The organism is Chryseobacterium sp. GTID13, assembly GCF_056172655.1.
Window position 1 is genome coordinate 69,840 of sequence record NZ_JAOCMB010000002.1, and the last position, 24,592, is coordinate 94,431.

Genomic DNA, 24,592 nt, shown 5'->3' on the forward strand with positions numbered 1-24,592 from the left:
AAAAAACTGCCTTATCCAAAGATAAAGCAGCCTGTTTTATTATTCTTAAGAAAAATTAAATCCCAAAAGCGGCTTTAATTTCATCTACTTTGTCAAGTTTTTCCCATGTAAAGAACTCAAGTCCTGTAAGGGTAATTTCATTTTTCTGACCTTTATTGAACGTTTTATTAGCTGTATAATGCTCTTTCCCCATGTGTCCGTAAGAAGCCGTTTCCTGATAGATAGGGTTTCTCAGTTTCAGGTTCTGCTCAATAGCATAAGGTCTTAAATCGAAGATAGAAGAAACCTTTTTAGCAATATCCCCGTCATGAAGATCTACTTTTGCTGTTCCGTAAGTATTGATGTATAAACCACAAGGCTCAGCAACACCGATTGCGTAAGAAACCTGTACCAAAACTTCGTCAGCCACTCCTGCAGCCACTAAGTTTTTAGCAATGTGTCTAGTAGCGTACGCTGCACTTCTGTCTACTTTTGAAGGGTCTTTTCCTGAGAAAGCACCACCACCGTGAGCTCCTTTTCCTCCGTAAGTATCTACAATGATTTTTCTTCCTGTAAGACCTGTATCCCCGTGAGGACCTCCGATCACAAATTTACCTGTCGGGTTGATGTGGTATTTGATCTGATCGTTGAATAACGCTTTGATTTCTTCAGTTTGTTGAGCTACTACTCTTGGTACAAGAATATTTTTGATGTCTTCACGAATCTTGTTCAGCATTTCCTCTTCAGTTCCAAAGTCATCATGCTGTGTAGAAACCACAATAGAATCAATTCTTACCGGTTTATGATCATCAGAGTACTCAATAGTTACCTGGCTTTTTGCATCCGGACGCAGGTAAGCGATTTCGTTACCTTCTCTTCTTAATGCGGAAAGCTCTTTAAGGATAGTGTGGGCAAGGTCCAGAGCAAGAGGCATATAATTAGCCGTCTCATTAGTTGCATATCCGAACATCATTCCCTGGTCACCGGCACCCTGTGCATTGGCTTTAGCTTCGAAAGATCCGTCGTTTACAGCTCTGTCTACCCCCTGGTTGATATCCGGAGACTGCTCATGGATGGCTGAGATTACCCCACAAGAATCACCGTTGAACATATATTCTCCTTTAGTATAACCAATTCCATTGATTACATCTCTTGCAATAGTCTGCACATCAAGGTAGGCATCAGACTTCACCTCTCCTGCAAGCACTACCTGGCCTGTAGTTACCAGAGTTTCACAAGCTACCTTAGAGTTTTTATCGTATGCTAGGAAGTGATCGATTAATGCATCGGAGATCTGATCGGCAATTTTATCCGGATGTCCTTCTGAAACAGATTCAGATGTGAATAGATAAGACATATTATTCTTTGTTTTTTAGATTAAAATAAGTGAAGAAAAATAAGAATAATTGCCCAGAAAAAGAATACTGTTTTAGCATTTTTTTAGAGAGGTTGCAATCAGGTCAAATTTTTCCTCGTTAATAAACGTCCGCAAATTTAAGTACTATTTTTTTAATACTAAAGGATTTTGCTTACTAATTATAATTTTCTTAAAATTAATGATTTATATCACTTTACGGCCTTCTTAGTTCATTGCGGCTTAATGCTTACAAACTCCTTTGGATTGGCATGATAGTTAAGTTTAAGCTCTAAAGAGTTTTTGATGGAATGTGACAATTCATCAATAATTTTCTGCTTAAACGTCGGCTTATAATATATGATACTGATCTCCCTGTAAGGAAAAGGTTTCTTGAATCTGAAAACATTATCCTTCTGCTCCTCAGAAAGCTGGCTCAGCGCCAATTCCGGTAAAATACTGATACCTCCTACCTTATCCACCATATGAACTAAAGTCTGGATATTAGAAGCTAAGAAATCCAGATTCTTCGGCTTTAAAGTATTTTCTTTTAGGTGACAGATATTTTCAAACTGGTTTCTTAGGCAGTTTCCTTCTTCAAGAAGCCACACTTTTTCTACATTCAATTCTTCCGGAACTACATATGAGTTCTTTTTATTGGCTTCCGTATTGGAGCTGTAGATCATCAGTTCTTCATTGAAAAGAAAATCCTGGTAGAATTCATCAGCAGAATCGTACGGTGTGGAAATAATTCCTGCATCCAGTTCGCCTGCCTTTAAGGCTTTAATAATATTATCAGTTGTCATTTCTTTTACATTCATCTGAATTTTCGGATTTTCTTCCAAAAACTTAAAGATTTCTGTTGGCAAAATGAAAGAAGAGACAGTAGGAATGATTCCTAAATTGATAGTTCCTCCCAAAATATTATTCAAAAGATTGGCTTTATTTTTCAGCTCATTGACAGATTCTATAATTACCTTTGCCTGATCAATGATCTGAAGCCCTACATCTGTAGTACGGATCGGGTGTGTAGTTCTGTCGAATACCTTCACATCCAGTTCATCCTCAAATTTTTGTATCATCGCACTTAGTGTAGGCTGCGTAATAAAGCATGCCTGAGCTGCTTTACCAAAATGTTTGTACTTATCTACAGCGATAAGATACTCCAGTTGCTGAATGTTCATCTGATTAATATTATCTATTACAAAGATAAAATGTTTTTGCTATTTGTAATCAAAAATTCAAGTAAATTTGATATTTAATACGTCTGCATAAGACAGTTTACACGGGAAATCAACCATACAAATCATAACTATATGGATTCTAAAAAATTAACGCTCAGCAATGGCGCTCCTTATTTTGAACATCAGGACTCACAGACCGTAGGTCCGAGAGGCCCTGTCCTTCTGCAGGATTTTATCCTTCAGGAGAACCTTGCACACTTCGTCAGGGAAAGAATTCCTGAAAGAATTGTACACGCCAAGGGAACCGGTGCATACGGAACATTTACCGTAACCCATGACATCAGTAAGTATACAAAGGCTAAATTATTCTCAAAAGTAGGAAACTCATGCAGAATGTTTGCCCGTTTTTCTACCGTAGGCGGAGAAAAAGGAAGTGCAGATACAGCAAGAGATCCGAGGGGCTTTGCTTTGAAATTTTATACGGAAGACGGAAACTGGGATCTTGTAGGAAACAATACACCCGTATTCTTTATTAAGGATGCCAAAAAATTCCCGGATTTTATCCACACCCAGAAAAGAGTCCCGAAAACCAACCTGAAAAGTGCCACGATGATGTGGGACTTCTGGAGCCATAATCCGGAATCCCTTCACCAGGTTCTTATTTTAATGTCAGACAGAGGAACTCCTTACGGCTACAGACATATGCACGGATTCGGTTCCCATACTTTCTCCATGATCAACGATCAGAATGAAAGAGTTTGGGTAAAGTTCCATTTTAAAACAAAACAGGGAATCAAAAACTTTACGGATGCAGAAGCTGTAAAGATGGCCGGAGAAAACCCGGATTTCGCCCAGGAAGACCTGTGCAACGCCATTGAAAACGGGAACTTCCCAAAATGGACGATGTACATCCAGGTAATGACGGAAGAGCAGGCTAAAGATTTCAGATGGAATCCTTTTGACATTACCAAAGTATGGTTTCAAAGTGACTTCCCATTAATTGAAGTGGGAGAAATGGAGCTGAATGAAGTTCCGGTCAATTATTTTGCCCATGTGGAACAATCTGCATTCTCGCCAAGCAGCCTGATTAACGGAATAAGCTTTTCTCCGGATAAAATGCTTCAGGGAAGGCTGTTCTCTTATCCGGATGCCCACAGATACAGGGTTGGGGTAAATGCTCACCAGCTGGAAGTGAACCGATGTCCTTTTGCTGTCAACAACTATCAGAGAGACGGTTTTATGGCAGACTCAAGCGGATATCAGGATAAACCGAATTATCATCCGAACAGTTTTGATGATATCAAACCGGACCCGGCCTATAAGAATTATGAATATGAACTGGACAGTGCCCATGTTGCCAGTTACAACAGAAATGAGAATGACGATGACCATTACACACAACCGGGGCTTCTCTATACAAAAGCAATGAACGTTGAAGATAGAGAGCACCTAATCAGCAACATCGTAGGAAGCATGAGAGGCATTAGCGGACCGAAAAAAGACGAGATTATCAACCGTCAGTTATGTCACTTTTTCAGGACTAATATTGAGCTTGGCATGAAAGTGGCATCTCAGCTTAATATCAATATAGATGCAAATATGATGAACCACTCAAAATAGTATTTTGAACAATTCATCAATTAAAAGGAAAAAAAATAATATTTTTTCCTTTTTTTTGCAAAAAATTCATAATTTGCAAAAAATAATATTTTATAGTGGAAAAATGAGTTACGAAAATATATTATTAGAGAAGGAAGACCAATTAGCTATTGTTACCATAAACCGCCCGCAAAGCTTAAATGCTTTAAATGCGAAAACGATTCAGGAGATCAGTTCAGCAATGGACGAACTTAATGCGGATGAATCCTGCAGGGTAATTATCATTACAGGAAGCGGTGAAAAATCGTTTGTAGCGGGAGCTGATATAAAAGAATTCAGTGATTTTGGACAGGAAAAAGCCGAAGAACTGGCCAGAAACGGGCACAATACCCTGTTCAACAAAATTGAAAATACATCTAAACCTGTTATTGCAGCCGTTAACGGTTTTGCATTAGGAGGAGGTTTAGAGCTTGCCATGGCGTGTCATATCAGATATGCATCAGAGAATGCAAAACTGGGACTTCCGGAAGTTACCCTGGGATTAATCCCCGGATACGGAGGAACGCAAAGACTTCCTAAACTTGTAGGAAAAGGCATTGCCAACGAAATGATCTTCTCTGCCAAGATGATTCCTGCTCAGAAAGCAAAGGAAATCGGACTGGTAAATGAAGTATACCCTATTGAAGAATTATTAACCAAAACAAAAGAATTAGCGAGTATTATAGCCCATAACTCACCAATGGCTATATCAAAGGCAATACAGGCCGTTAACTTGTCTGACACGGATAAAGGTTTTGAATCTGAGATCAAGTATTTCGGGGAACTTTTTGAACTGAACGACAAGAAAGAAGGAGTTTCCGCTTTTTTAGAGAAAAGAAAGCCTAACTTCTAGATTTTTAATCCAAATTATTTCGAAAAAACTAATGCTGCGGTATGAATAAGTTTGATAAAGCTTATCTAAAAATGGCCCAGGAGTGGGCAAAACTCTCCTACTGTAAGAGAAAACAGGTAGGAGCTCTTATCGTAAAAGATAGGATGATTATTTCTGATGGTTACAACGGAACTCCTTCGGGATTTGAAAACTGCTGTGAAGATGAAGAGGGCAAAACACACTGGTATGTACTTCATGCGGAAGCCAATGCGATATTGAAGCTGGCCGCTTCCACGCAGTCTGCGGAAGGCGCAACGTTATATTTAACGCTGTCGCCATGCAAAGAATGCAGCAAGCTGATTTTACAGGCAGGAATTACAAGACTTGTGTATATTAATGAGTATTCAGACGACGATGGAATAGCGTTCTTGAGAAATCATGGTATTGAAATAGAACAAATATCGGACTGTGAACTAAAAAAATAAAGCACAAATATGACTTGGGATGAAAAGATCAAAGATTTTGAAATATTTCTTCGCTTCGAAAGAAATTTTTCAGAAAACACTCTCGATGCCTATATTCGAGACATCAAAAAATTAAAAGATTACGCCGAAGTGGATCTGGAAAATGTCGGTCCGGACTCTATCGGGTACGAAAATTTACAGGAATATATCTTCAATCTTTCCAAACAGAAGTTCAGCGAAAGATCTCAGGCAAGATGGATTTCTTCCATAAAAGCTTTCTTCAAGTTCCTTCTTGAAGACGAGTACCGGGAAGATAACCCTGCTTCGCTGCTTGAAGGCCCAAAACTGGGATTATATCTTCCTGACACCTTAAGCCTGCCGGATATCAATAAGATCATCGCAGCCATTGAGGCAGATTCTGATCTCGGAAAGAGAAATCACTGTATTATTGAAGTTCTTTACGGATGCGGATTACGGGTCTCGGAACTTATTGACCTTAAAATTTCGAACATCAATTTCAAGGAACAGTATATCAAGGTAAACGGTAAAGGCAACAAAATACGCTTCGTTCCTTTAGCTGATTATACTGCTGAGCTTTTGGAAACTTACATTAAAGAAGTACGTTCGAAAAATAAGATTAATAAAAAATACGAAGACACTTTGTTTCTGAACAGCCGCGGCACATCTATGTCCAGAGTGATCGTATTTCTGATCATTAAAGAACTTACAGACAAAGCAGGCGTAAGCAAAAAAATATCTCCACACACTTTCAGACATTCTTTTGCAACACACCTTTTACAGAATGGTGCAGACCTTCGCTATATCCAGGAAATGCTTGGGCACTCCAGCATTACCACTACGGAGATCTACACCCATCTGAAGACAGAAGAACTTCGGGATGTAATTTTGAGTTACCATCCGAGGAATATTAATATTGCTCAATGAAGCGGAGTTGCATCTGACTTTTGAAAAATTAATTAGAACAGATGAAATTATTGAAATACTGCCCAAGCTGTGGCAAAGAAACCCTGCACTGGGACGGCGAGAAAAAATGGAGCTGTCCCGAATGTGGTTTCACCCTCTATAATAATGTTGCCGGCGCGGTAGCCGTTGTTATCCGATGTGGTGACGAAATCTACCTTACCAGAAGAAACCGTGATCCTAAAAAGGGAAAACTGGACCTGGCAGGTGGTTTTGTAGATCCAAAGGAAAGCGCCGAGGAAACATGTAAAAGAGAGCTTTTTGAAGAACTTCAGCTTGATGTGGATATTTCAAATTTAAAGTATTTGGCCAGTCTTCCGAACGTTTACCAGTATAAAGAAATCGATTATAATACGATTGATCTCTTTTATGAGTATAATGTTCCGGAAAAATTTGAAGTGAACCTTGAGCTTTCTGAAATATCTGAGGCCGTGTGGATTCCTTTGAATGCACTGGACATTAACGATATTGCTTTTGAGTCTCAGCAGAGATTTTTTAAGGAATATATAAAGAAATAATTTTTGTATAAACTCCCGCAGACTTTGCGGGAGTTTTTTAATAGGTTTTTGATTTCAGCATTTCTTCAAAATACTGAACCAGCAATGTTCTTTCTGCATCGGAAAGGTTAGCTTCTTTGTGATAAACAATATAGCCGGGCATTGGCATCGTCTTGTTTTGAATAGTCTGGACAGATTTGCTCAGCATGCTCTCTTTCAGTTCCTTATTATAGGTGCCCCAGACAGAAAAATTGAGGTGTTCCCTGCCTTCATTAATATGGCTTTTTACAGACCAGGAAATCGGCGCAAAGTAAGCATATTTAGGATAAACCGTTTCATTGGAATGACAGTCGTAGCAGGCTCCTTTTATCAGTCCTTTAATCTTTTCAGGGGTCTTTTTCGTATCAACAAAGTTAACAGCTTTATCAACGGGTTTGTTTACCCTGTCAATGGGAATAAACTGGATGATTGCAAAAGCGACCAGTGTCCAGAATACTACTTTTTTCAACATCTTCATACCTCTATTTTACCGGAGTCAGAACTTCATTTCCGGATTCCGACTTCACCTCTTTGCTTACTTCCTTCTGTACGGTTTCTTTTGGTGTTTCCCCGGCAGCAGGAACCTCTGAAGGTTTAGGAACATTTCCTTTAGGATTATCTAATGTTCTGGTATCTTTCAGGTCCCATTCTTCCTTGGTTTCCCATAATGGGCGTACAATAGCTTTTTTGTAGAAAACATAGGAGTCTTCAGCATAGGTTTCTTTTTCAAAATCTGCCTCGTCCCAGAATTTATTTCCATTGTTATCCACAAGGATCCGCACGATATATTCGTTTGGCTTCAGAATATCAAATTTTATACTGTTTCCTTTGGTATATCTTGAATAAATAACTTTATCCGAAGCATCAAGAAGCTGGATCCAGTAATTGGCTTCCGGAGCATTTTGAATGGTAAAGTCAAGGCTTCCGAACTGCTCCACTTTCTCTGCCTCAAAGTCAAAACGTTTGGACTGTACATTTTTAGTGTAGTAGGATGATACAGTTTCTTTCGGAATGGTAAGCTGGTATTTTTTACCCGCCACAAAGTCTGAATGGATCAAAATCTGGTAAGGATCCGTTTCAGATATTTTTGCGGTAAATTCCTGGGTTGTTAAGCTGTCACTTTTTAAAGTCCATTTCTCCGGACTGATCTTATCGATAATATATCCGGATCTTATCTTAAAATCAGAATTGGGAGCCAGGAGAGGTCCACCATTATCATTTTCAAGATCCATTGCATTTTTCTTATTGTATTTATAGAAAACGGAAACCGTATCTTGCTTGCTGCCGGTATCATAACTGAATTTAAGATTTTCAGTCACCGTCTGTCCTACATCACTTTTCACAGGATCAAACCATATTTTTACGGTATCTGATTTGGGACGGTGAGTTACCTTAATGTCCTGAAGCTTTTCGTTGATGGAAGCCACTTTTACATTCTCAGGATTACCTTCAAATGTCATGATAACTCCTCCGGGACTTTCTTTCATTTCAACATACTTGAAAGGCTTTTTGGAAGGATATACTTTTAGATTTAATCCCGAAACAGACTTTTCAACATCTACAGATTCTTTTTGAAATCCTATTTTTTCTTTTCCCGGATCATAGATGGAATTACCGTTCTCGTCCTCAAAAGCAATGATCTTATACTTTCCGGGAGTAAGATAATTAAGCTCATAATAGCCGTCATCATCCACTTTTGTAATATAGTACGGCTTCTGTTTGTAGTTGATGGTATCCTTTACCTGGTAAAGACCTACAACCAGTTTATTTTCCCCTTCTTTCTTTTTAATAGCTACCGCATCCGATATTTCACCGCTTATATAAAGGTCATCCAGTTTATCTCCCGTAGAAAATGCAAAATTGAAATAACGCAGGATATTAGATTCATTATTATCGGCAATGGAATTCCCGAAATTGAAATTGTAAGTAGTATTGGCCTGAAGGGTATCTTCCCACTGGATCATTACAAACTTATTGGCAATATTGGAAGGAAGGATCCGCTTTATATTTTTGATAGGCGGAGATATGATCAGGTTCTTATTAATATCCTTTAAGGTAATATATTCGTCAAAATCCAGTCTGAGCTCACGGATATCTCTTCTCACATTAACTCTTGTGGTGTCGATATTCGAGCTTAAAAACTTTGGAGCGATGGTATCTTTAGGACCACCGACAGGGGCTCCCACTCTTGCGCATGAATGGACAAGAAAACAGATGACGAATAATAGAAGAAGTCTTTTCATAGATGTTTAAGCAAAATTAAACATTATTCTCCAAAAACTTCATGTCCGGCATTCAAAGTATCTTTATTGTCGTTCATTACGCTGTGCAGTTTATCTTTCTGAGCAGGAAAATCCTCGAATAATCCTGATAAAGCAAGGGCTGTATATACTTTACCTGAGTATTTATTTCCAATAGCCACGATCGTTACTTTTGATTTCAGAAGATGGGCAAAAACTGAATTGGTCCCATGCCACCACCCATTGTGATAAGTAAGTTTCTCTCCATTATCAAAAATCTTCATCCTGAAACCGAGACCATAATTATTCATTCCGGCTTTTTCGTTGCTGTAGGGCGTGAAAACCATCTGCATGAGATCAGGTTTTAAAAATTCTTTCGAAAACATAGCTTTTGAGAAATTATAAAGATCTCTCGGCGTAGTATATACATTTTTATCACCATAAATAAGGTCAAGCCTGTCCAGAGGATACAGCCTGTTTCCGCCATAATAAAAGGATTGGGCAGCTGTAGGTATATCTTTTTCCTGGAAAATATAGGTATGCTCCATTTTTAATGGTTTGAAGACCATCTCCTGCATAGCCTGCGGGAACGGGGTTTTTGTGATCTTCTCTATCAGTAAAGCCAACATGGCGAAGTTGGTATTGCAATACATAAACCCCGTGTCCGTATCTCTTGCCAGCTCAGGTTTATATTTAATGATCATATTCAGAATATCCTGATTGGTAATAAAAGCCTTTGAAAGCTCTGCCGGGGCCGGTTGTATTTTGGCAATAAAATATTCGTATTTCGGAAGGCCGCTTCTCTGGTCCAGCAGGGTCTGTACAGTAACATTCGGGTATGGAAATCCTGGAAAATATTGGGTAAGGTGGTCGGTCAGCTTAATTTTTCCGGCTTCTACCAATTTCATCATGGCCATTGCCGTCAACGTCTTCGAAACGGAAGCTACATGCAGCGGCGTATTTTTATCGATCGGCATCTGGTTTCCTTCTCTACCGAAACCTCTGTAGTTTTCGTACAGGATTTCATCTCCTTTTGCAACAAGAATCCCACCGCTAAGGTCGCCTCCTTCCCAGATCTTTTTATAATACTGATCAATGTATCCCGTGAGTATCCCTTTATCTCCAAGCTGGCTGTCTTCCTTGGTGAAAACATTGCTCAGGTCTACATTTCCGTAATTCGGAAGATTGGTTGGATTTTCAGCTGAGACTTGTTTGCCTTCAGCATTTTTTTTACAGGAAATAAGGGATAAAAAAACAGTTACAATAAGTATAAAATTACGCGTCGTCATGAGTATCAAAAAATGAGTGGCAATTTAATAAAACTCAAAATAAATTCTCGGTCCGAAGCTTACATTATGAATTATTTAACATAAAAAAGTGGAAATGTAAAATAATGGGAGGGCCAAAAGGCAAAATTGCGAAAAGGCAAAGGCTGATAGGGTAGAAAAACTAAAGGGCAAATAAGCTGATTCGCTATTTTGCCCTTTTACCTTTTTGCCTTATCAACAGTATGAATCTACTATTTTATCTACAATCACCTGTGCCAGTTTTTCTTTACTTTGATGGGTCCATCCGGCGATATGCGGTGTTACAATTGCTTTGTCGGATTCCAGAAGATATTTCAGGTCTTCATTTTCTGTTTCCAGATTTTCGAAGGATGATTTTTCATATTCCAGAACGTCAAGACATGCTCCTTTTACTTTTCCGGACTTCAGAGCCTCAACTAAAAATTTAGTTTCAACGTTTTTCCCTCTTGCAGTATTCACAAAGTAAAAGTCTTTTTTCATATCTGAAATAAACTTTTGATCTATAAGATAATGAGTTTCGGAAGTCAGTGGAATATGTAAACTCAGGATGTCTGCAGATTGCTTCAATTCATCCAAACTGACTTGCGAGGCATATTCATCGGAAAGCCCGGGAAGAATATCATGAAAAATCACTTTACAGCCAAATCCTGAAAACCTTTTGGCCGTAGCCTTTCCCATGTTACCATATCCTATAAGGCCAATTGTTTTTCCAAGAAGCTCATCTCCTCTGTTTTCTTCACGAAGCCAAATTCCGTTTTTCACTTCCTGCGAAGCAATAAAGAGGCGGTTCATCAGAATCAACAGCATTCCTACCACATGTTCGGCAACTGAATCTCTGTTACCCTCAGGAGAATTGATCAACTGAATTCCTAATTTCTCTGCAACTGGAATATCAATATTTTCCATTCCGGCTCCTACTCTGGCGATAAATTTCAGGTTTTTTGCTTTTTCCAGAAAGTTTTTATCCAATGGAATCCTGCTTCTGATGATGATTCCATCATAGTTTTGAATTTTATGACATACCTCATCGTAGGAAGATGTAAAGTCCTCTTCCAGGACAAAATTTTTAGCCAAAAGCTGTTCTGTGATGAGAGGATGGTTTTTATCTAAAAGGAGAATCTTCATTTTTTTTAAACACAAATATTTTTAAACACTAATGACACTAATTACTTCACAAATGACACCAATGAAATTTTACAATGTCCCATTGATCACTCTTTTTACCCCATTTTTAAATTGCAGGGTATTAAAATTGATCAGCATTCCAAGCTTACAGTTGCTTAAACGGAGATACGTGAGAATTTGAGCAAGATGTATGTCATTTAAAGATTCCACAGACTTAATTTCTAAAACAAATTTATTTTCAATCAGAAAATCGAGTCTGTAACCTACATTCAGTTTCACCTCATCATAAACCAAAGGCATTGGTTTTTGCTTCTCTACCAATAAATCATGTTTACTAAGCTCATAAAACATGCATTCTTCGTAAGCACTCTCAAGAAGTCCTGGTCCTAAAGTTTTATGAACAAGATATCCTGCTTCATATACAATTCTTGATATCTCATTTTCTGAAACACCTGATGTTATCATTTTTTTCATTTACTTAGCACAAATCATTTGTGGAAATTTGTGCAAACATTTGTGTAATTTGTGTTTAAGCCTCTTCGCAAAGGCGAATTTACAAAAGAAAGGGATTTATTTCTTATCTTTTTTGGATTCCTTTGTTTCTTCCGGCTCCTGGAATAATTTCTTAAGCTCTACAGATTCAAGAGGTTTCATTCTGCCGGAAAGGATCAATGATAGCTCTTTTCTTCTGAAAGCAGCAGCATGTCTTAGTTTTTCTTCTTCTGTTTCCGGGATCATATCCGGGATCGGAATAGGACGGTTGAACTCGTCTACCGCTACGAAAGTATAAATTCCTTCGTTGGTATGGACTTTCTTTTGGTTGATAGGATCATCCAGCCACACGTCTACATACACTTCCATTGAAGTAGAAAATGCTCTTGAAACTTTGGATTCCAGAACTACAACTCCACCTTCAGGGATAGGATGATTGAAAGAAACGTGATTTACAGATGCTGTTACCACTCTTCTCTCGCAGTGTCTGGCCGCAGAAATGGAAGCACAACGGTCCATTTTTGCCAGAAGCTCACCTCCGAAAAGGTTTCTTAAAGAGTTGGTTTCGTTCGGAAGAACAATATTGGTCATAATGGTCAGGGATTCTGACGCTTTTTTTACTTTTGCCATTGAGTCTTAGTGTTGTTTTGAACTGCCGGATTGGATTTAATACCCTTCGCAGCAGGTTTTGACAGGGAATCTTTTTTCAGTGAATCTGAAACAGCCTCTTCGGGACTGTGAACCATTACTTTAATGGTATCCTTTACAATTCTGTGTGTAGAAGTCTGCACGGAAACATTATCAAAAGATTTCTTTCCGAACAAAAGCTCTCTTTGGGTAATTGCCAGATACAGAATTCCTAAAACAGGAATAGCCAGCAGGAAAATCCAAAGAATAGATTTTTTAAACTTATAATCTTTTTCCTTGTTTACTGTGGTGCTGACTTTTTCACCGTTATTGATATCCGAGAGCCTGATCTCTTCAAGCCCATAGAAATCCGGATGTCCTGATTCTATTCTTTTTCCTTTAAAATGGGTTTTATCATCTTCAATATGAACTGTTCCGAGATTCTGAATTTCCAGAAACTGATCTGCCTGAAGCTTCTTTTTCCAAAAATCGGTCTGAATTTTCAGATCACTTCTGGAAGCCTCTAAAGACATCTGTTTTTCTCCGGCTATAAAAGCGGCCAGATCATCAGACTGTATTTCATAATCCACGGCAAAAACAATTTCACTTGCCGGCGGAAGGATACTTCCATTCTCGGAATTGATAATTGCCTTGGAATTTTTAAGCGAAAACACACCGAAGCCCGGAACCGTCACAGTTCCAAATTGTTTCAGATATTCTAAAATGTAAGCCGAAATATTCATTTGGCAGCAAATTTATAATTTTTTCGCGACTTTTGGAGACATTTATCAGATATAAAAAAGACCGCCGGAACAGTCTTTTGATTATTCCACATCAAAACGGGAATAGTATTATTTAAACTTTGGCGAAAAAGCGAAAAGGCTAAACAGCCAAACTGAATAAGCCAAGAATGCTGAGAAAGCAAAGAAAGGTAATTTGCGATTTTATTCTTCTACCTTTTAGTAATTTGCTCTTCCGCATTTTAGCCTTTTTGCTTTTTTGCCATCTTAGCATTTATTGAATTTTCCAGCTGATCCCAAACATAAAATTAGTTCCTGCCTGTGAAAAATAGTATGGATCTCCACCGTAAACAGCTCCATTGTTGACATATTTTTTATTAAAGAGATTATTCACCAGCAATTTTAAAGCGATATCATTATGGGCAATGGTAAACTGATACTGGGCATTGAAATCCGTCAGGAAATAATCTTTTAGCTGCAGATTTTTATCACCTGTATTATTCAGATACTGTTTTCCGACATACTGATTCGTTAAAGCAAACAGGAAGCTTTTCGAAGGGTTGAACTTCAGACCCACATTGGCAATGACATTGGGAGAGAATGAAATATCGGTATCACCCAGATTTTGAAGGGTTCCATTATTTTTAATCTTAAAATCAAGATTTCTGTTCTGGCTTAGGCTGACATTACCGTTTACTTCCCACTGCTTGGAAAGTTTCGCCAGCGCTCCGATTTCAATCCCTCTTCTATAGCTTTTTCCAGAGTTTGTCCTGATAAATGCTCCCACATTATTCAGTTCCCCGTTCAGTACTAACTGATTGACATAGTACATATAGTATAGATTAGCAGTTACGGCAAGAATCCCGAACTGCTTTTCTATTCCGGCTTCAAAATCGTGAAGCTTTTCAGCCTTTACCTCATTATCACTCATCAGATCATCCCTGTTCGGCTCACGGTGGGCATGCGCGTATGAAAGGAAAACTTTTCCGTTTCCGATTTTATAATTTACCCCTGCTTTTGGGTTAAAGAAAAGCCAGTTTTTATCCAGATTTCCGCCTTCTCCGTCTCCGGCGGTAAGGATCTTAGTATCATAATCGATATTTCTGACCTGGAGATCCCCGAAAAATTCGAAATGATCCCCGGTTCGCCACAAAGCTTTGGCAAAACCTGCAAGTTCGGTTTTTACTGAGCGGTTTCTGTAGTATTCATATTCGTTGATCTGAGGAAAATAGACTCCTGTAACATTTCCAAAATGTCTTCCGTAATACTGGTTGGCCACAACACCGAAATTAAGGTCAACCTGTTCCAATTTTCCGTAAAGGGTGGAAACTGCCCCATAAAAATCATTATTCAACCATTTTTTTCTGATAAAATCTGTTATATCTACAGGCGATCCGTTTACGATCGGTATCGGCAGATTATAATTGGAGTAATGGGTAGCATCCGCATCGGTTTCATCCACTCTCTTATAGTTTTCGTAATATCCTTTTCCTTTAGTGTAATGAAGTGTTGTTTCCAGATTCCAGTTATCACTGAATTTCTGTTCCCATAAAAGCTGGTAATGGTTCTGCTGATAATTATCCGTCTCATTATCATAAAATTTTTCCTCACTGGTAACCAGATCAGTATATTGCCCTGAATAGTTGAACTTTGGATTGGTTTCCCAGGTTGGCCTGTCGATCCCGTTCCATGCCTGGTAGGTTTTTTCTTTTCCCCCGAAGGCCATTAGACGAAGTCTTGTTTTACCTTCTTCAAATAATGCAGTGAAATTATAAGAATCCAGTTTGGAAAAAGCCCGGTCAATATAGCCGTCGGAATGAATGCGTGTATATCTTCCCATCACCGAAAGCCTGTCTTTCCAGAACTTTCCGGAACCTGCTTCCGCTGAATATTTATAGGTATTAAATGAACCGTAGCTGTCATCCGTCTTAAAATACATTTTCTCTTCCGGTTCTTTGGAGATTACATTAATACTTGCCCCAAACGCAGAAACCCCATTATTGGATGTTCCAACCCCTCTCTGAATGACGATCTGGGAGGCAGAACTTGTAAGATCCGGAACATTTACAAAAAAGTTCCCTGGCTTTCCGAATCGTTATACGGAACCCCGTTCATCATCACATTGATCCCCTTTCCTTCCACTCCACGGATCCTGAATCCGGTATATCCAACCCCGTTTCCGGCATCTGAAGTAGAAATAATAGAGGTTTGATTTTTCAAAAGAATCGGAAGATCCTGTCCCAGATTTCTGCTGTCTACATCTTTCTGTACATTGATAACTTCCTTAGCAACAGGCAGTCTTTTGGTAAAATTGACCGCTTCTATTTCCCTGACTTTCAGGGAATCTTTGTTTTGAGCCTGGATAAAGGCTGCAGCGCCTACAGTAAGCCCTAAAAAAATAATCCTTTCATTCTATAAATCTTTAAAATTTAATGAATAAAAGGGGCAGATTATGATGAGTTATCAGTAATTGGTAATAAGTAATATTTTGAGAACTTCTCATTACCTATTGCTCATTTTTAATTTCCCTAAACAGCATTATCCGTTCCAGGTTCATTGGGTATAATCTCAGCCTGTTAAAGCACCCCTTTATTTCAGCCGCAAAATTACAAAAAAAATGTGAGACGGGGGTTTTTGAGTTTCGGGGTATGGGTTTCGGATGTGGAGTTCGGGTTATTTAGTTGCGGGGTTGTTAGAATATTTTTATAACGATTAATCTAAATAGACCATTCTTAATGTAATTAAAGCAGTTTAAAATCGCCATTAAGCTTCAAGCTTACTGCTTATAGCCTACAGCCTTAGTACGTCTTATTTCTGGAATCAATATAATAATAATTTTTTCCGTCTTTTGTTACTTCAAACATTCTTCCCAGCTTCCAGGTAAAGTTTCTTTTTATATTGGAATATTCAAAAGGAATGATCACTTTGTTATTGACATCAATTACGCCAAATCTGTCATTATGAGAAGCTACAATCATTGGATTGGCCACATCATCACCTTCCATAATATATAAATACTGATACTGAGGATAAATCTGATAATCCCTGTAATCTGCGGCATTTACAAATCTGGATTTTTCAATAATGCCATAAAACCCGTTCAGAACATAAGCCTGGTAAAGCTGCTGTTTATAATTATCAGACTTACATTTTCCAAGGTCTGAATCTTTGAACTGATAAACTCTTTTTCCTGCCTTATTGATGCGGTAAGAAATCATATCTTTTTCCACTGTAGCATATTCATCTGTCCCGAATTTTCTTACTTTTTCGTTGGGAGAATTCAAAAGATTACAGTCTTCATAAAAAAACACGGCAATATGATATTCGGGCTTGATAATAAATTTTCCGTTCTGGTTCACATATCCGAATTTTCCGTCTTCCTTTTTGGGGATCAGCACCGGAAGCTCCTGATGGATCACCACAAGATCAGGATTCGGCTTAACTTCGGGAGAAGCCTTTTTTACAGTAGTTTTCGTTACATTTTTTATAGGTAGTTTCTTCACGGATTTCGTCTGTGAAAAAACGAAAAACGAAATAAATACACCCAAAAAATTCAGTACATTTTTCATATTCATCATTTGCCTGCAAAATTACGGCCAAATATAGAAATTATCAAATTCATATTTATAAAGAATCTAAATAATTTCATCTTATAAAATACTAAATTTTCGTACTTTTGGGAACCTTTTTAATTGTTTGATAATTAACGAATATTATCTCACATTGACAAAAAAAGGGGTAGATTATACTGACTTTACTCCTCTCAATTGCTTTCGAAAATAGCATTATCGTATTGTAATAGGCTGATAAAGAAACAGTGCTAACAAAACATTTTATTAATCTACATTTTTAAATTGAAAGATTTCTATTATTATGAGTATTTATAAGGATTACATCAAAGAGATTGAAGAAAGAAAAAATCAGGGGCTTCATCCAAAGCCAATTGACAGTGCTGAATTATTAAGCGAAATTATTACACAGATTAAAGACGCCGGTAATGCAGACCGATCGGACTCTCTTAAGTTTTTCATTTACAACACACTACCCGGAACTACAAGCGCTGCAGGAGTAAAAGCTGAATTTTTAAAAGAGATCATTCTTGGTGAATCCAAAGTAGAAGAAATATCACCGGCATATGCCTTTGAACTATTATCCCACATGAAGGGAGGTCCTTCTATCAGAGTATTGTTGGATCTGGCTTTAGGTAACGACATTTCTATTGCTAAAGAAGCAGCCAATGTTCTTAAGACTCAGGTTTTCCTTTATGAAGCGGATACCAACCGTCTGAAGGAAGCATTCAACAGCGGTAACGAAATCGCAAAAGATATTATTGAAAGCTATGCAAAAGCAGAATTTTTCACTAAGCTGCCGGACGTTGCAGAAGAAATTAAAGTAGTTACGTATATTGCAGGGGAAGGAGATATCTCAACAGATTTACTTTCTCCGGGTAACCAGGCCCACTCAAGATCAGACCGTGAGCTTCATGGTAAATGTATGATCACGCCTCAGGCACAGGAAGAAATCAGAGCACTTCAGGCACAGCATCCTGATAAAAGTGTAATGCTGATTGCAGAGAAAGGTACAATGGGTGTAGGCTCATCCAGAATGTCGGGGGTAAATAACGTGGCTCTCTGGACAGGAAAACAGGCCAGTCCGTATATTCCGTTTGTAAATATTGCTCCGATTGTTGGAGGAACAAACGGCATCTCTCCGATTTTCCTTACTACTGTAGACGTAACCGGAGGTATCGGTATTGACCTTAAAAACTGGGTTAAAAAGCTTGACGAAAACGGTAATCCTCTTCGTAATGAAAATGGAGACATTGTTCTTGAAGAAGCCTATTCAGTTGCTACCGGGACTGTTCTGACAATCAATACAAAAACAAAAAAACTATATAACGGCGACCAGGAACTGATTGACATTTCAAAGGCATTCACCCCTCAGAAAATGGAGTTCATCAAAGCCGGCGGATCTTATGCTATTGTATTTGGTAAAAAATTGCAAACATTTGCAGCGAAACTTTTAGGAATTGAAACTCCTGCTGTTTTTGCCCCTTCAAAAGAAATTTCCCACGAAGGTCAAGGTCTTACGGCTGTGGAAAAAATCTTCAACAGAAATGCTGTTGGAACAACACCAGGGAAGGTTTTACATGCCGGTTCAGACGTTCGTGTACAGGTAAATATTGTTGGTTCTCAGGACACAACAGGACTTATGACTGCACAGGAACTTGAATCTATGGCAGCTACCGTAATTTCTCCAATCGTTGACGGTGCTTATCAGTCAGGTTGCCACACCGCTTCAGTATGGGATAAAAAAGCGCAGGCAAACATTCCTAAGCTGATGAAATTCATGAATGAGTTCGGTTTGATTACAGCCCGTGACCCAAAAGGCGAATACCACGCTATGACCGATGTAATTCACAAAGTTCTTAACGATATTACGATAGACGAATGGGCGATCATCATTGGTGGTGACTCCCATACAAGAATGTCCAAAGGTGTTGCTTTCGGAGCCGATTCCGGAACCGTTGCACTGGCACTGGCTACAGGTGAAGCCTCTATGCCTATTCCTGAATCTGTAAAAGTTACATTCAAAGGGAATATGAAAGAGCATATGGATTTCCGTGATGTTGTTCATGCTACACAGGCTCAGATGCTTAAGCAGTTCGGAGGAGAAAACGTATTTCAGGGAAGAATCATTGAGGTTCACATTGGAACACTTCCGGCTGACCAGGCATTTACCTTTACAGACTGGACGGCAGAAATGAAGGCTAAAGCCTCTATCAATATTTCCGAAGACAATACCTTAATTGAATCTTTAGAAATTGCCAAAAGCAGAATCCAGATCATGATTGATAAAGGTATGGATAACCATAATAAGGTTCTTCAGGGATTAATTGATAAGGCCAACAAGAGAATTGCAGAGATCAGGTCTGGTGAAAAGCCGGCTCTAACTCCGGATTCAAACGCGAAATATTACGCAGAAGTAGTTGTAGACCTTGATGCCATCGTTGAACCGATGATTGCTGACCCGGATGTAAACAACGAAGATGTTTCCAAGAGATATACCCATGATACCATCAGAGACCTTTCTTATTACGGAGGTGAGAAAAAAGTAGATCTTGGATTTGTTGGATCTTGTATGGTTCACAAAGGAGATTTAAAAATTGTTTCTCAGATGCTTAAAAATATCGAAAAACAACAAGGTAAAGTTGAGTTCAATGCTCCTCTTGTAGTAGCAGCTCCTACCTATAATATCATTGACGAATTAAAAGCTGAAGGAGACTGGGAATTTTTAGAAAAATATTCAGGTTTCGAATTTGACGACAATGCTCCTAAAGGTGAAGCACGTGTTGAATACAAAAACATGATGTACCTTGAGCGTCCCGGCTGTAACCTTTGTATGGGTAACCAGGAAAAAGCGGCAAAAGGAGACACGGTATTAGCTACCTCAACCCGTCTTTTCCAGGGAAGAGTTGTTGAAGATTCCGAACGTAAAAAAGGAGAATCTTTACTTGCTTCAACTCCTGTTGTTGTATTATCTGCAATTATCGGAAGAATTCCTAATATACATGAATACAAAGCTGCTGTTGAAGGTATTGACCTTACTAAATTTGCCCCTCCTATCAAGGAATTGGTTCAGGTTGGCCACTAACAGAACTTAAAGATAAGTCCTAGGACTATTTAAATGATATAATTGAAAGATTTTAGTCCTGCGGAATTTAAAATCTTTCAATTTTTGTTTAGAACCTTTCCATTTAAGACCTGTTAAGAATTATTTTAAATGAAAGTGGAAAAAGAAATTCCATTTTTTTCTTAACTTGATAGACGCAAAATATCCTGACTATTGATCAGAGTAATCCTTTTTACAGATCGAAGGAACAGAATTTGATGAAGTGTAAAGGACTATTTTCCGAAAGAAGAGGAAAGTATATTTAAAAGAAGAAAAATTAAATTAAGATATGACTTTTGACATTGATATGATCAAAAAAGTGTACGAGCGTTACCCTGAAAGAATTGCAGCAGCAAGACAAGTCGTGGGAAAACCGCTTACACTTTCAGAAAAAATCCTTTACACTCACCTGTGGGAAGGAAATGCTACACAGGCACATGAGAGAGGAAACTCTTACGTAGACTTTGCACCGGACAGAGTGGCCATGCAGGATGCTACTGCGCAGATGGCGCTTTTACAATTCATGCAGGCAGGAAAAGCTAAAGTAGCTGTTCCGTCCACTGCTCACGCCGATCACCTGATTCAGGCAAGAGTGGGTGCTGAAGCAGATTTACAGGAAGGTATCAACAAAAACTCGGAAGTATTCAACTTCCTGAGCTCCGTTTGTGATAAATATGGAATCGGTTTCTGGAAACCGGGAGCCGGAATTATTCACCAGGTTGTACTGGAGAACTATGCATTCCCTGGAGGTATGATGATCGGTACCGACTCTCATACGGTAAACGCGGGTGGTCTGGGAATGGTAGCTATCGGTGTCGGTGGTGCTGATGCAGTAGATGTAATGGCCGGAATGGCCTGGGAGCTTAAAATGCCCAAACTTATCGGAGTAAAATTAACCGGTAGAATGAACGGATGGACCTCTGCAAAAGACGTCATCCTGAAAGTAGCAGGAATCCTTACCGTAAAAGGCGGAACAGGATGCATCGTGGAATACTTCGGAGAAGGAGCAGAATCTCTTTCCGCAACAGGTAAAGGAACCATCTGTAACATGGGTGCTGAAATCGGAGCTACAACTTCCACTTTCGGATATGATGATTCCATGAGAAGATATCTGGCTGCAACAGGAAGACAGGATGTAGTAGATGCTGCCGACAAAATCGCAGAACATTTAACAGGTGATGCTGAAGTATATGCAAATCCTGAACAATATTTTGATCAATTAATAGAAATCAACCTTTCTGAACTTACTCCACACTTAAACGGACCTTTTACTCCGGACCTTGCTACTCCTGTAGCAGAATTCAGAGCAAAAGCTGAAGCCAACGGATGGCCACTTGAGGTAGAATGGGCATTGATCGGGTCTTGTACCAACTCTTCCTACGAAGATTTATCAAGAGCTGCTTCCATTGTTGAAGATGCCGTTGCAAAAGGAGTGAAGCCTAAAGCAATATTAGGGATCAACCCTGGCTCAGAACAGGTAAAATTCACAGCAGAAAGAGACGGGTTCTTAAATTCTTTCAGAAAATTTGAAAATGCAAGAATCTTTACCAATGCCTGCGGACCTTGTATCGGACAATGGGACAGAGAAGGCGCGGATAAAGGAGAGAAAAACTCTATCATTCACTCTTTCAACAGAAACTTTGCCAAAAGAGCTGACGGTAACCCAAATACACATGCTTTCGTAGCTTCTCCTGAAATGGTAGCGGCTGTTGCTATTTCCGGAAGATTGGATTTTAACCCGATTACAGATACTTTAACAGCTGAAAATGGAGAACAGGTAAAATTAGATGAGCCTAAAGGTTCTGAACTTCCTGCAAGAGGCTTCGCAGTAGACGACAACGGATACCAGGCTCCATCTGAAGACGGATCTTCAGTGGTAGTAAACGTAAACCCAACTTCGGACAGACTTCAATTACTGGAAGAATTCCCTGCATGGGACGGTAAAAACATTGAGGGAGCTAAGGTACTGATCAAGGCCTTCGGAAAATGTACAACCGACCATATTTCTATGGCAGGACCATGGCTGAAATACAGAGGTCATCTTGATAATATTTCAAACAATATGCTGATCGGCGCCGTAAACGCTTACAACATGGAAACCAACCACGTTAAAAACGAATTAACGGGTGAATATGGTGAAGTACCGGCTGTACAGAGAGCTTACAAGGCTGCCGGAATTCCTACAATTGTTGTCGGAGACCAAAACTACGGTGAAGGTTCTTCAAGAGAGCATGCAGCGATGGAACCAAGACATTTAGGAGTAAAAGCAGTATTGGTAAAATCATTCGCGAGAATCCACGAAACCAACCTTAAAAAACAAGGAATGCTGGGGATCACTTTCGCTAATGAAGCAGACTATGATAAAATCCAGGAAGATGACACCGTTAACTTCTTAGATCTTGACCAGTTTGCTCCAGGAAAACAACTGACTTTAGAATTCGTTCACGCTGACGGAACTAAAGACATCATAATGGCCAACCATACTTACAACGATCAGCAGATCGATTGGTTTAAGGCTGGTTCTGCCCTTAACCTGATTAAAAAACAACAGAATTAATTGTTAGAATAATTAATCATAGAAAAGCGGCTTCCTTCGGAAGCCGCTTTTTATTTTATACGATTTTATTCAGAAGGTTGCTTCGGTAACTTTCCCCGATCGGGATTTCCTGTCCTGACACCAAAACAATTTTCTTTATACTGATATTTTTAGTTTTGTCGAGATTAACGATAAAGGATTTATGAACGCGGACAAATCTGCCGGAAAGCTGGTTCTCCAGGGATTTAAGCGTATCCAGCACAATATACTCTTCATGGGAGGTCCTGATGTTCACATAATCTTTGATACTTTCAATATAAAGTATATCAATGAAATTAATACGGTGCTGCTGACCGGAAGATTTCACGAAAAAGTAGGATTCTCCACTTTCAGAAGAAGAAAAACGTTCCTGAGCCTTTAATGCACTTTTATAAAATCTTTCAAAAGAAACAGGCTTCAGAAGATAATCAATGACATTATGTTCGTAACCTTCCAGAGCGTATTCTGAATAAGCCGTCGTTAAAATATACTTTTTCTTTTCCCCAACAATCTTCATAAAATTGATTCCTGTAAGTTCCGGCATCTGAATATCCAGAAAAATCAGGTCAGCTTCATGGTTCTGTAAATATTCCAAAGCCAGGATCGGGTTTTCTGCAGAAAAAACCAGTTCCAGAAAAGGAATTTTTCTGACATAATTTTCCAGAAGGGATATTGCCAGAGGCTCGTCATCCACAATGATACATTTAATGGGTTTCATCAGATAAAGTTATTTTCAAATTTACAATAAACTCAGTTTCCAGGTCTTTTATATTCAGCTCATGTTTTTTTGGATATAGAATTTCCAGTCTCTTTCTGACATTTTCAATACCGATTCCGGAAGCTGTATCTTTTATTTTCTGATTTTTAAAATTATGAAGATAAAAATGCAGTACATTCTTTTCATCCGAAACTTTGAGTATAAAGCCCTTATTTCTGAAATCTCCGTGTTTGAAAGCATTTTCTACAAAAGGAACCAGAAGCATCGGAGAAATTTCCAGTTTTGGATTTGAAATATTTTTTTCGAAGACCAGCATTTCAGGGTTTTTGATCCTTAATTTTTCAAGCCCGATAAGACTTTCGATATAACCTATTTCCTGATCAAGACCAATGGCATCTTTTTCCAGGTCCTTCGTACTGTACCTCAGCAGTTCGCTCAGCTTTTCTATCGCAGGAAGCGACTTTTCCGAGTTTTGATAAACAAGAGAATAGATATTGTTTAACGAATTAAAGATAAAATGCGGATTGATCTGGGTTTTCAGAGCCTGAAGCTGGGCATGTTTTCTTTCTTCAATAAGTCTTGTACGTTCCGCTTCAATTTTAGAATAATATTTAAAAAACCAGAGATTTGTACTTACAAAAACCGTTAAGCTGGAATAGTATATATTGTCATAAAAATAGTACAGGAATGTAGTTCCTTCCTTATAATTCCTACGGCCGGTAAGTGCCGGCAGCAATACCTCTTCTATTGAGTACCGGAAGAAAACGAAAATGAATACCCCTATAAAAAAACCGATAATCATCATGTAAAATCTTTTGGGATCAAAAAACCTTGGGGCAATGAAAAAGTAATTCACATAGAAGCCAAGGAAATTGGCGAAAAATATGGTAACACTCAGGATATCCAGGCTTCTTGTATTGTATACCAATATTCCTACGATTCCGTTGAAAATGATCAGCAGCCAGTAAAAAAAGTGCAGGAGAATAATTTGTTTTTGCTTCATGTTCAAATGTAAGGCTCAGGACATTTAAATTCCTAAAGATTTCCGACGAAACCCCTTTTTTTTCCGATGAAAATATTTTGAGCGGATTAATCTACCCTGAAATCTAAATGATATTTCACAAAAAG

General features: G+C 38.7%; 21 protein-coding genes. 7 read left to right on the forward strand and 14 right to left on the reverse strand.

The window, feature by feature from the left end:
- Window positions 1–55: 55 nt before the first annotated feature.
- The gene (metK, locus tag N4G44_RS00375; RefSeq protein WP_474924147.1) at window positions 56–1,336 is read right to left on the reverse strand and encodes a methionine adenosyltransferase; all 1,281 of its coding nucleotides are present in this window, start codon (window positions 1,334–1,336) and stop codon (window positions 56–58) included.
- 230 nt (window positions 1,337–1,566) lie between these two features.
- Window positions 1,567–2,517 (reverse strand): LysR substrate-binding domain-containing protein, encoded by a 951-nt coding sequence (locus N4G44_RS00380; RefSeq protein WP_048500894.1) that lies wholly within the window; start codon window positions 2,515–2,517, stop codon window positions 1,567–1,569.
- A 132-nt stretch (window positions 2,518–2,649) separates the two neighbouring features.
- On the opposite strand from N4G44_RS00380, the gene N4G44_RS00385 reads away from it, so the two are divergent.
- The 5 genes from N4G44_RS00385 (at window position 2,650) to N4G44_RS00405 (ending at window position 6,950) form a co-directional block, all read left to right on the forward strand.
- The gene (locus N4G44_RS00385) at window positions 2,650–4,137 is read left to right on the forward strand and encodes a catalase (protein ID WP_474924150.1); all 1,488 of its coding nucleotides are present in this window, start codon (window positions 2,650–2,652) and stop codon (window positions 4,135–4,137) included.
- Between the two features lie 103 nt (window positions 4,138–4,240).
- Window positions 4,241–5,008: an enoyl-CoA hydratase-related protein gene (locus tag N4G44_RS00390; protein WP_474924152.1), complete on the forward strand. Its 768-nt coding sequence runs from the start codon at window positions 4,241–4,243 to the stop codon at window positions 5,006–5,008.
- A 41-nt stretch (window positions 5,009–5,049) separates the two neighbouring features.
- Window positions 5,050–5,472, forward strand: a complete 423-nt coding sequence (locus N4G44_RS00395) for a deoxycytidylate deaminase (RefSeq protein WP_048500897.1) — start codon at window positions 5,050–5,052, stop codon at window positions 5,470–5,472.
- A gap of 9 nt (window positions 5,473–5,481) precedes the next feature.
- Entirely contained in the window at window positions 5,482–6,396 is a 915-nt protein-coding gene (gene xerD / locus N4G44_RS00400; protein WP_474924155.1) for a site-specific tyrosine recombinase XerD, read from the forward strand.
- 41 nt (window positions 6,397–6,437) lie between these two features.
- The gene (locus tag N4G44_RS00405; protein ID WP_474924159.1) at window positions 6,438–6,950 is read left to right on the forward strand and encodes an NUDIX hydrolase; all 513 of its coding nucleotides are present in this window, start codon (window positions 6,438–6,440) and stop codon (window positions 6,948–6,950) included.
- Between the two features lie 37 nt (window positions 6,951–6,987).
- Here the strand turns inward: N4G44_RS00405 and N4G44_RS00410 are convergent, their stop codons facing one another.
- The 10 genes from N4G44_RS00410 to N4G44_RS00455 all read right to left on the reverse strand — a co-directional run bounded on the left by N4G44_RS00410 (window position 6,988) and on the right by N4G44_RS00455 (window position 17,068).
- A complete protein-coding gene (locus N4G44_RS00410) occupies window positions 6,988–7,446 on the reverse strand; it encodes a heme-binding domain-containing protein (protein ID WP_474924164.1) in 459 nt (152 codons plus the stop codon).
- Between the two features lie 4 nt (window positions 7,447–7,450).
- Complete coding sequence (locus N4G44_RS00415) at window positions 7,451–9,211, reverse strand: Ig-like domain-containing domain (protein ID WP_474924166.1); 1,761 nt, start codon at window positions 9,209–9,211, stop codon at window positions 7,451–7,453.
- Window positions 9,212–9,234: 23 nt separating this feature from the next.
- Window positions 9,235–10,497 carry a serine hydrolase domain-containing protein gene (locus N4G44_RS00420; RefSeq protein ID WP_474924169.1) on the reverse strand — a complete coding sequence of 421 codons (1,263 nt, stop codon included), beginning with the start codon at window positions 10,495–10,497 and terminating at the stop codon, window positions 9,235–9,237.
- Window positions 10,498–10,710: 213 nt separating this feature from the next.
- Complete coding sequence (locus N4G44_RS00425; RefSeq protein ID WP_474924171.1) at window positions 10,711–11,640, reverse strand: 2-hydroxyacid dehydrogenase; 930 nt, start codon at window positions 11,638–11,640, stop codon at window positions 10,711–10,713.
- 69 nt (window positions 11,641–11,709) lie between these two features.
- A complete protein-coding gene (locus N4G44_RS00430) occupies window positions 11,710–12,105 on the reverse strand; it encodes a GxxExxY protein (protein ID WP_474924173.1) in 396 nt (131 codons plus the stop codon).
- A 105-nt stretch (window positions 12,106–12,210) separates the two neighbouring features.
- Entirely contained in the window at window positions 12,211–12,762 is a 552-nt protein-coding gene (locus N4G44_RS00435) for an acyl-CoA thioesterase (protein WP_048500903.1), read from the reverse strand.
- Window positions 12,750–13,502 carry an HU domain-containing protein gene (locus N4G44_RS00440; protein WP_073066026.1) on the reverse strand — a complete coding sequence of 251 codons (753 nt, stop codon included), beginning with the start codon at window positions 13,500–13,502 and terminating at the stop codon, window positions 12,750–12,752. The genes N4G44_RS00435 and N4G44_RS00440 overlap by 13 nt, the downstream gene beginning before the upstream one ends.
- A 271-nt stretch (window positions 13,503–13,773) precedes the next feature.
- The gene (locus N4G44_RS00445) at window positions 13,774–15,438 is read right to left on the reverse strand and encodes a TonB-dependent receptor (protein WP_474924176.1); all 1,665 of its coding nucleotides are present in this window, start codon (window positions 15,436–15,438) and stop codon (window positions 13,774–13,776) included.
- Between the two features lie 125 nt (window positions 15,439–15,563).
- Window positions 15,564–15,902 (reverse strand): TonB-dependent receptor plug domain-containing protein, encoded by a 339-nt coding sequence (locus N4G44_RS00450; protein WP_474925003.1) that lies wholly within the window; start codon window positions 15,900–15,902, stop codon window positions 15,564–15,566.
- 395 nt (window positions 15,903–16,297) lie between these two features.
- Window positions 16,298–17,068, reverse strand: coding sequence for a WG repeat-containing protein (locus N4G44_RS00455; protein WP_474924178.1), 771 nt, complete (start codon window positions 17,066–17,068; stop codon window positions 16,298–16,300).
- Window positions 17,069–17,372: 304 nt separating this feature from the next.
- On the opposite strand from N4G44_RS00455, the gene N4G44_RS00460 reads away from it, so the two are divergent.
- Entirely contained in the window at window positions 17,373–20,153 is a 2,781-nt protein-coding gene (locus N4G44_RS00460) for a bifunctional aconitate hydratase 2/2-methylisocitrate dehydratase (RefSeq protein WP_474924180.1), read from the forward strand.
- A gap of 307 nt (window positions 20,154–20,460) precedes the next feature.
- A complete protein-coding gene (locus N4G44_RS00465; protein WP_474924182.1) occupies window positions 20,461–22,728 on the forward strand; it encodes an aconitate hydratase in 2,268 nt (755 codons plus the stop codon).
- A 55-nt stretch (window positions 22,729–22,783) separates the two neighbouring features.
- Here N4G44_RS00465 and N4G44_RS00470 read toward each other — a convergent pair whose 3' ends face one another.
- Together N4G44_RS00470 and N4G44_RS00475 are read right to left on the reverse strand one after the other, a co-directional pair.
- A complete protein-coding gene (locus tag N4G44_RS00470; RefSeq protein ID WP_474924184.1) occupies window positions 22,784–23,464 on the reverse strand; it encodes a LytR/AlgR family response regulator transcription factor in 681 nt (226 codons plus the stop codon).
- Window positions 23,451–24,467 carry a sensor histidine kinase gene (locus N4G44_RS00475; protein WP_474924186.1) on the reverse strand — a complete coding sequence of 339 codons (1,017 nt, stop codon included), beginning with the start codon at window positions 24,465–24,467 and terminating at the stop codon, window positions 23,451–23,453. Before N4G44_RS00475 ends, N4G44_RS00470 begins: the two co-directional genes overlap by 14 nt.
- Window positions 24,468–24,592: the final 125 nt, after the last annotated feature.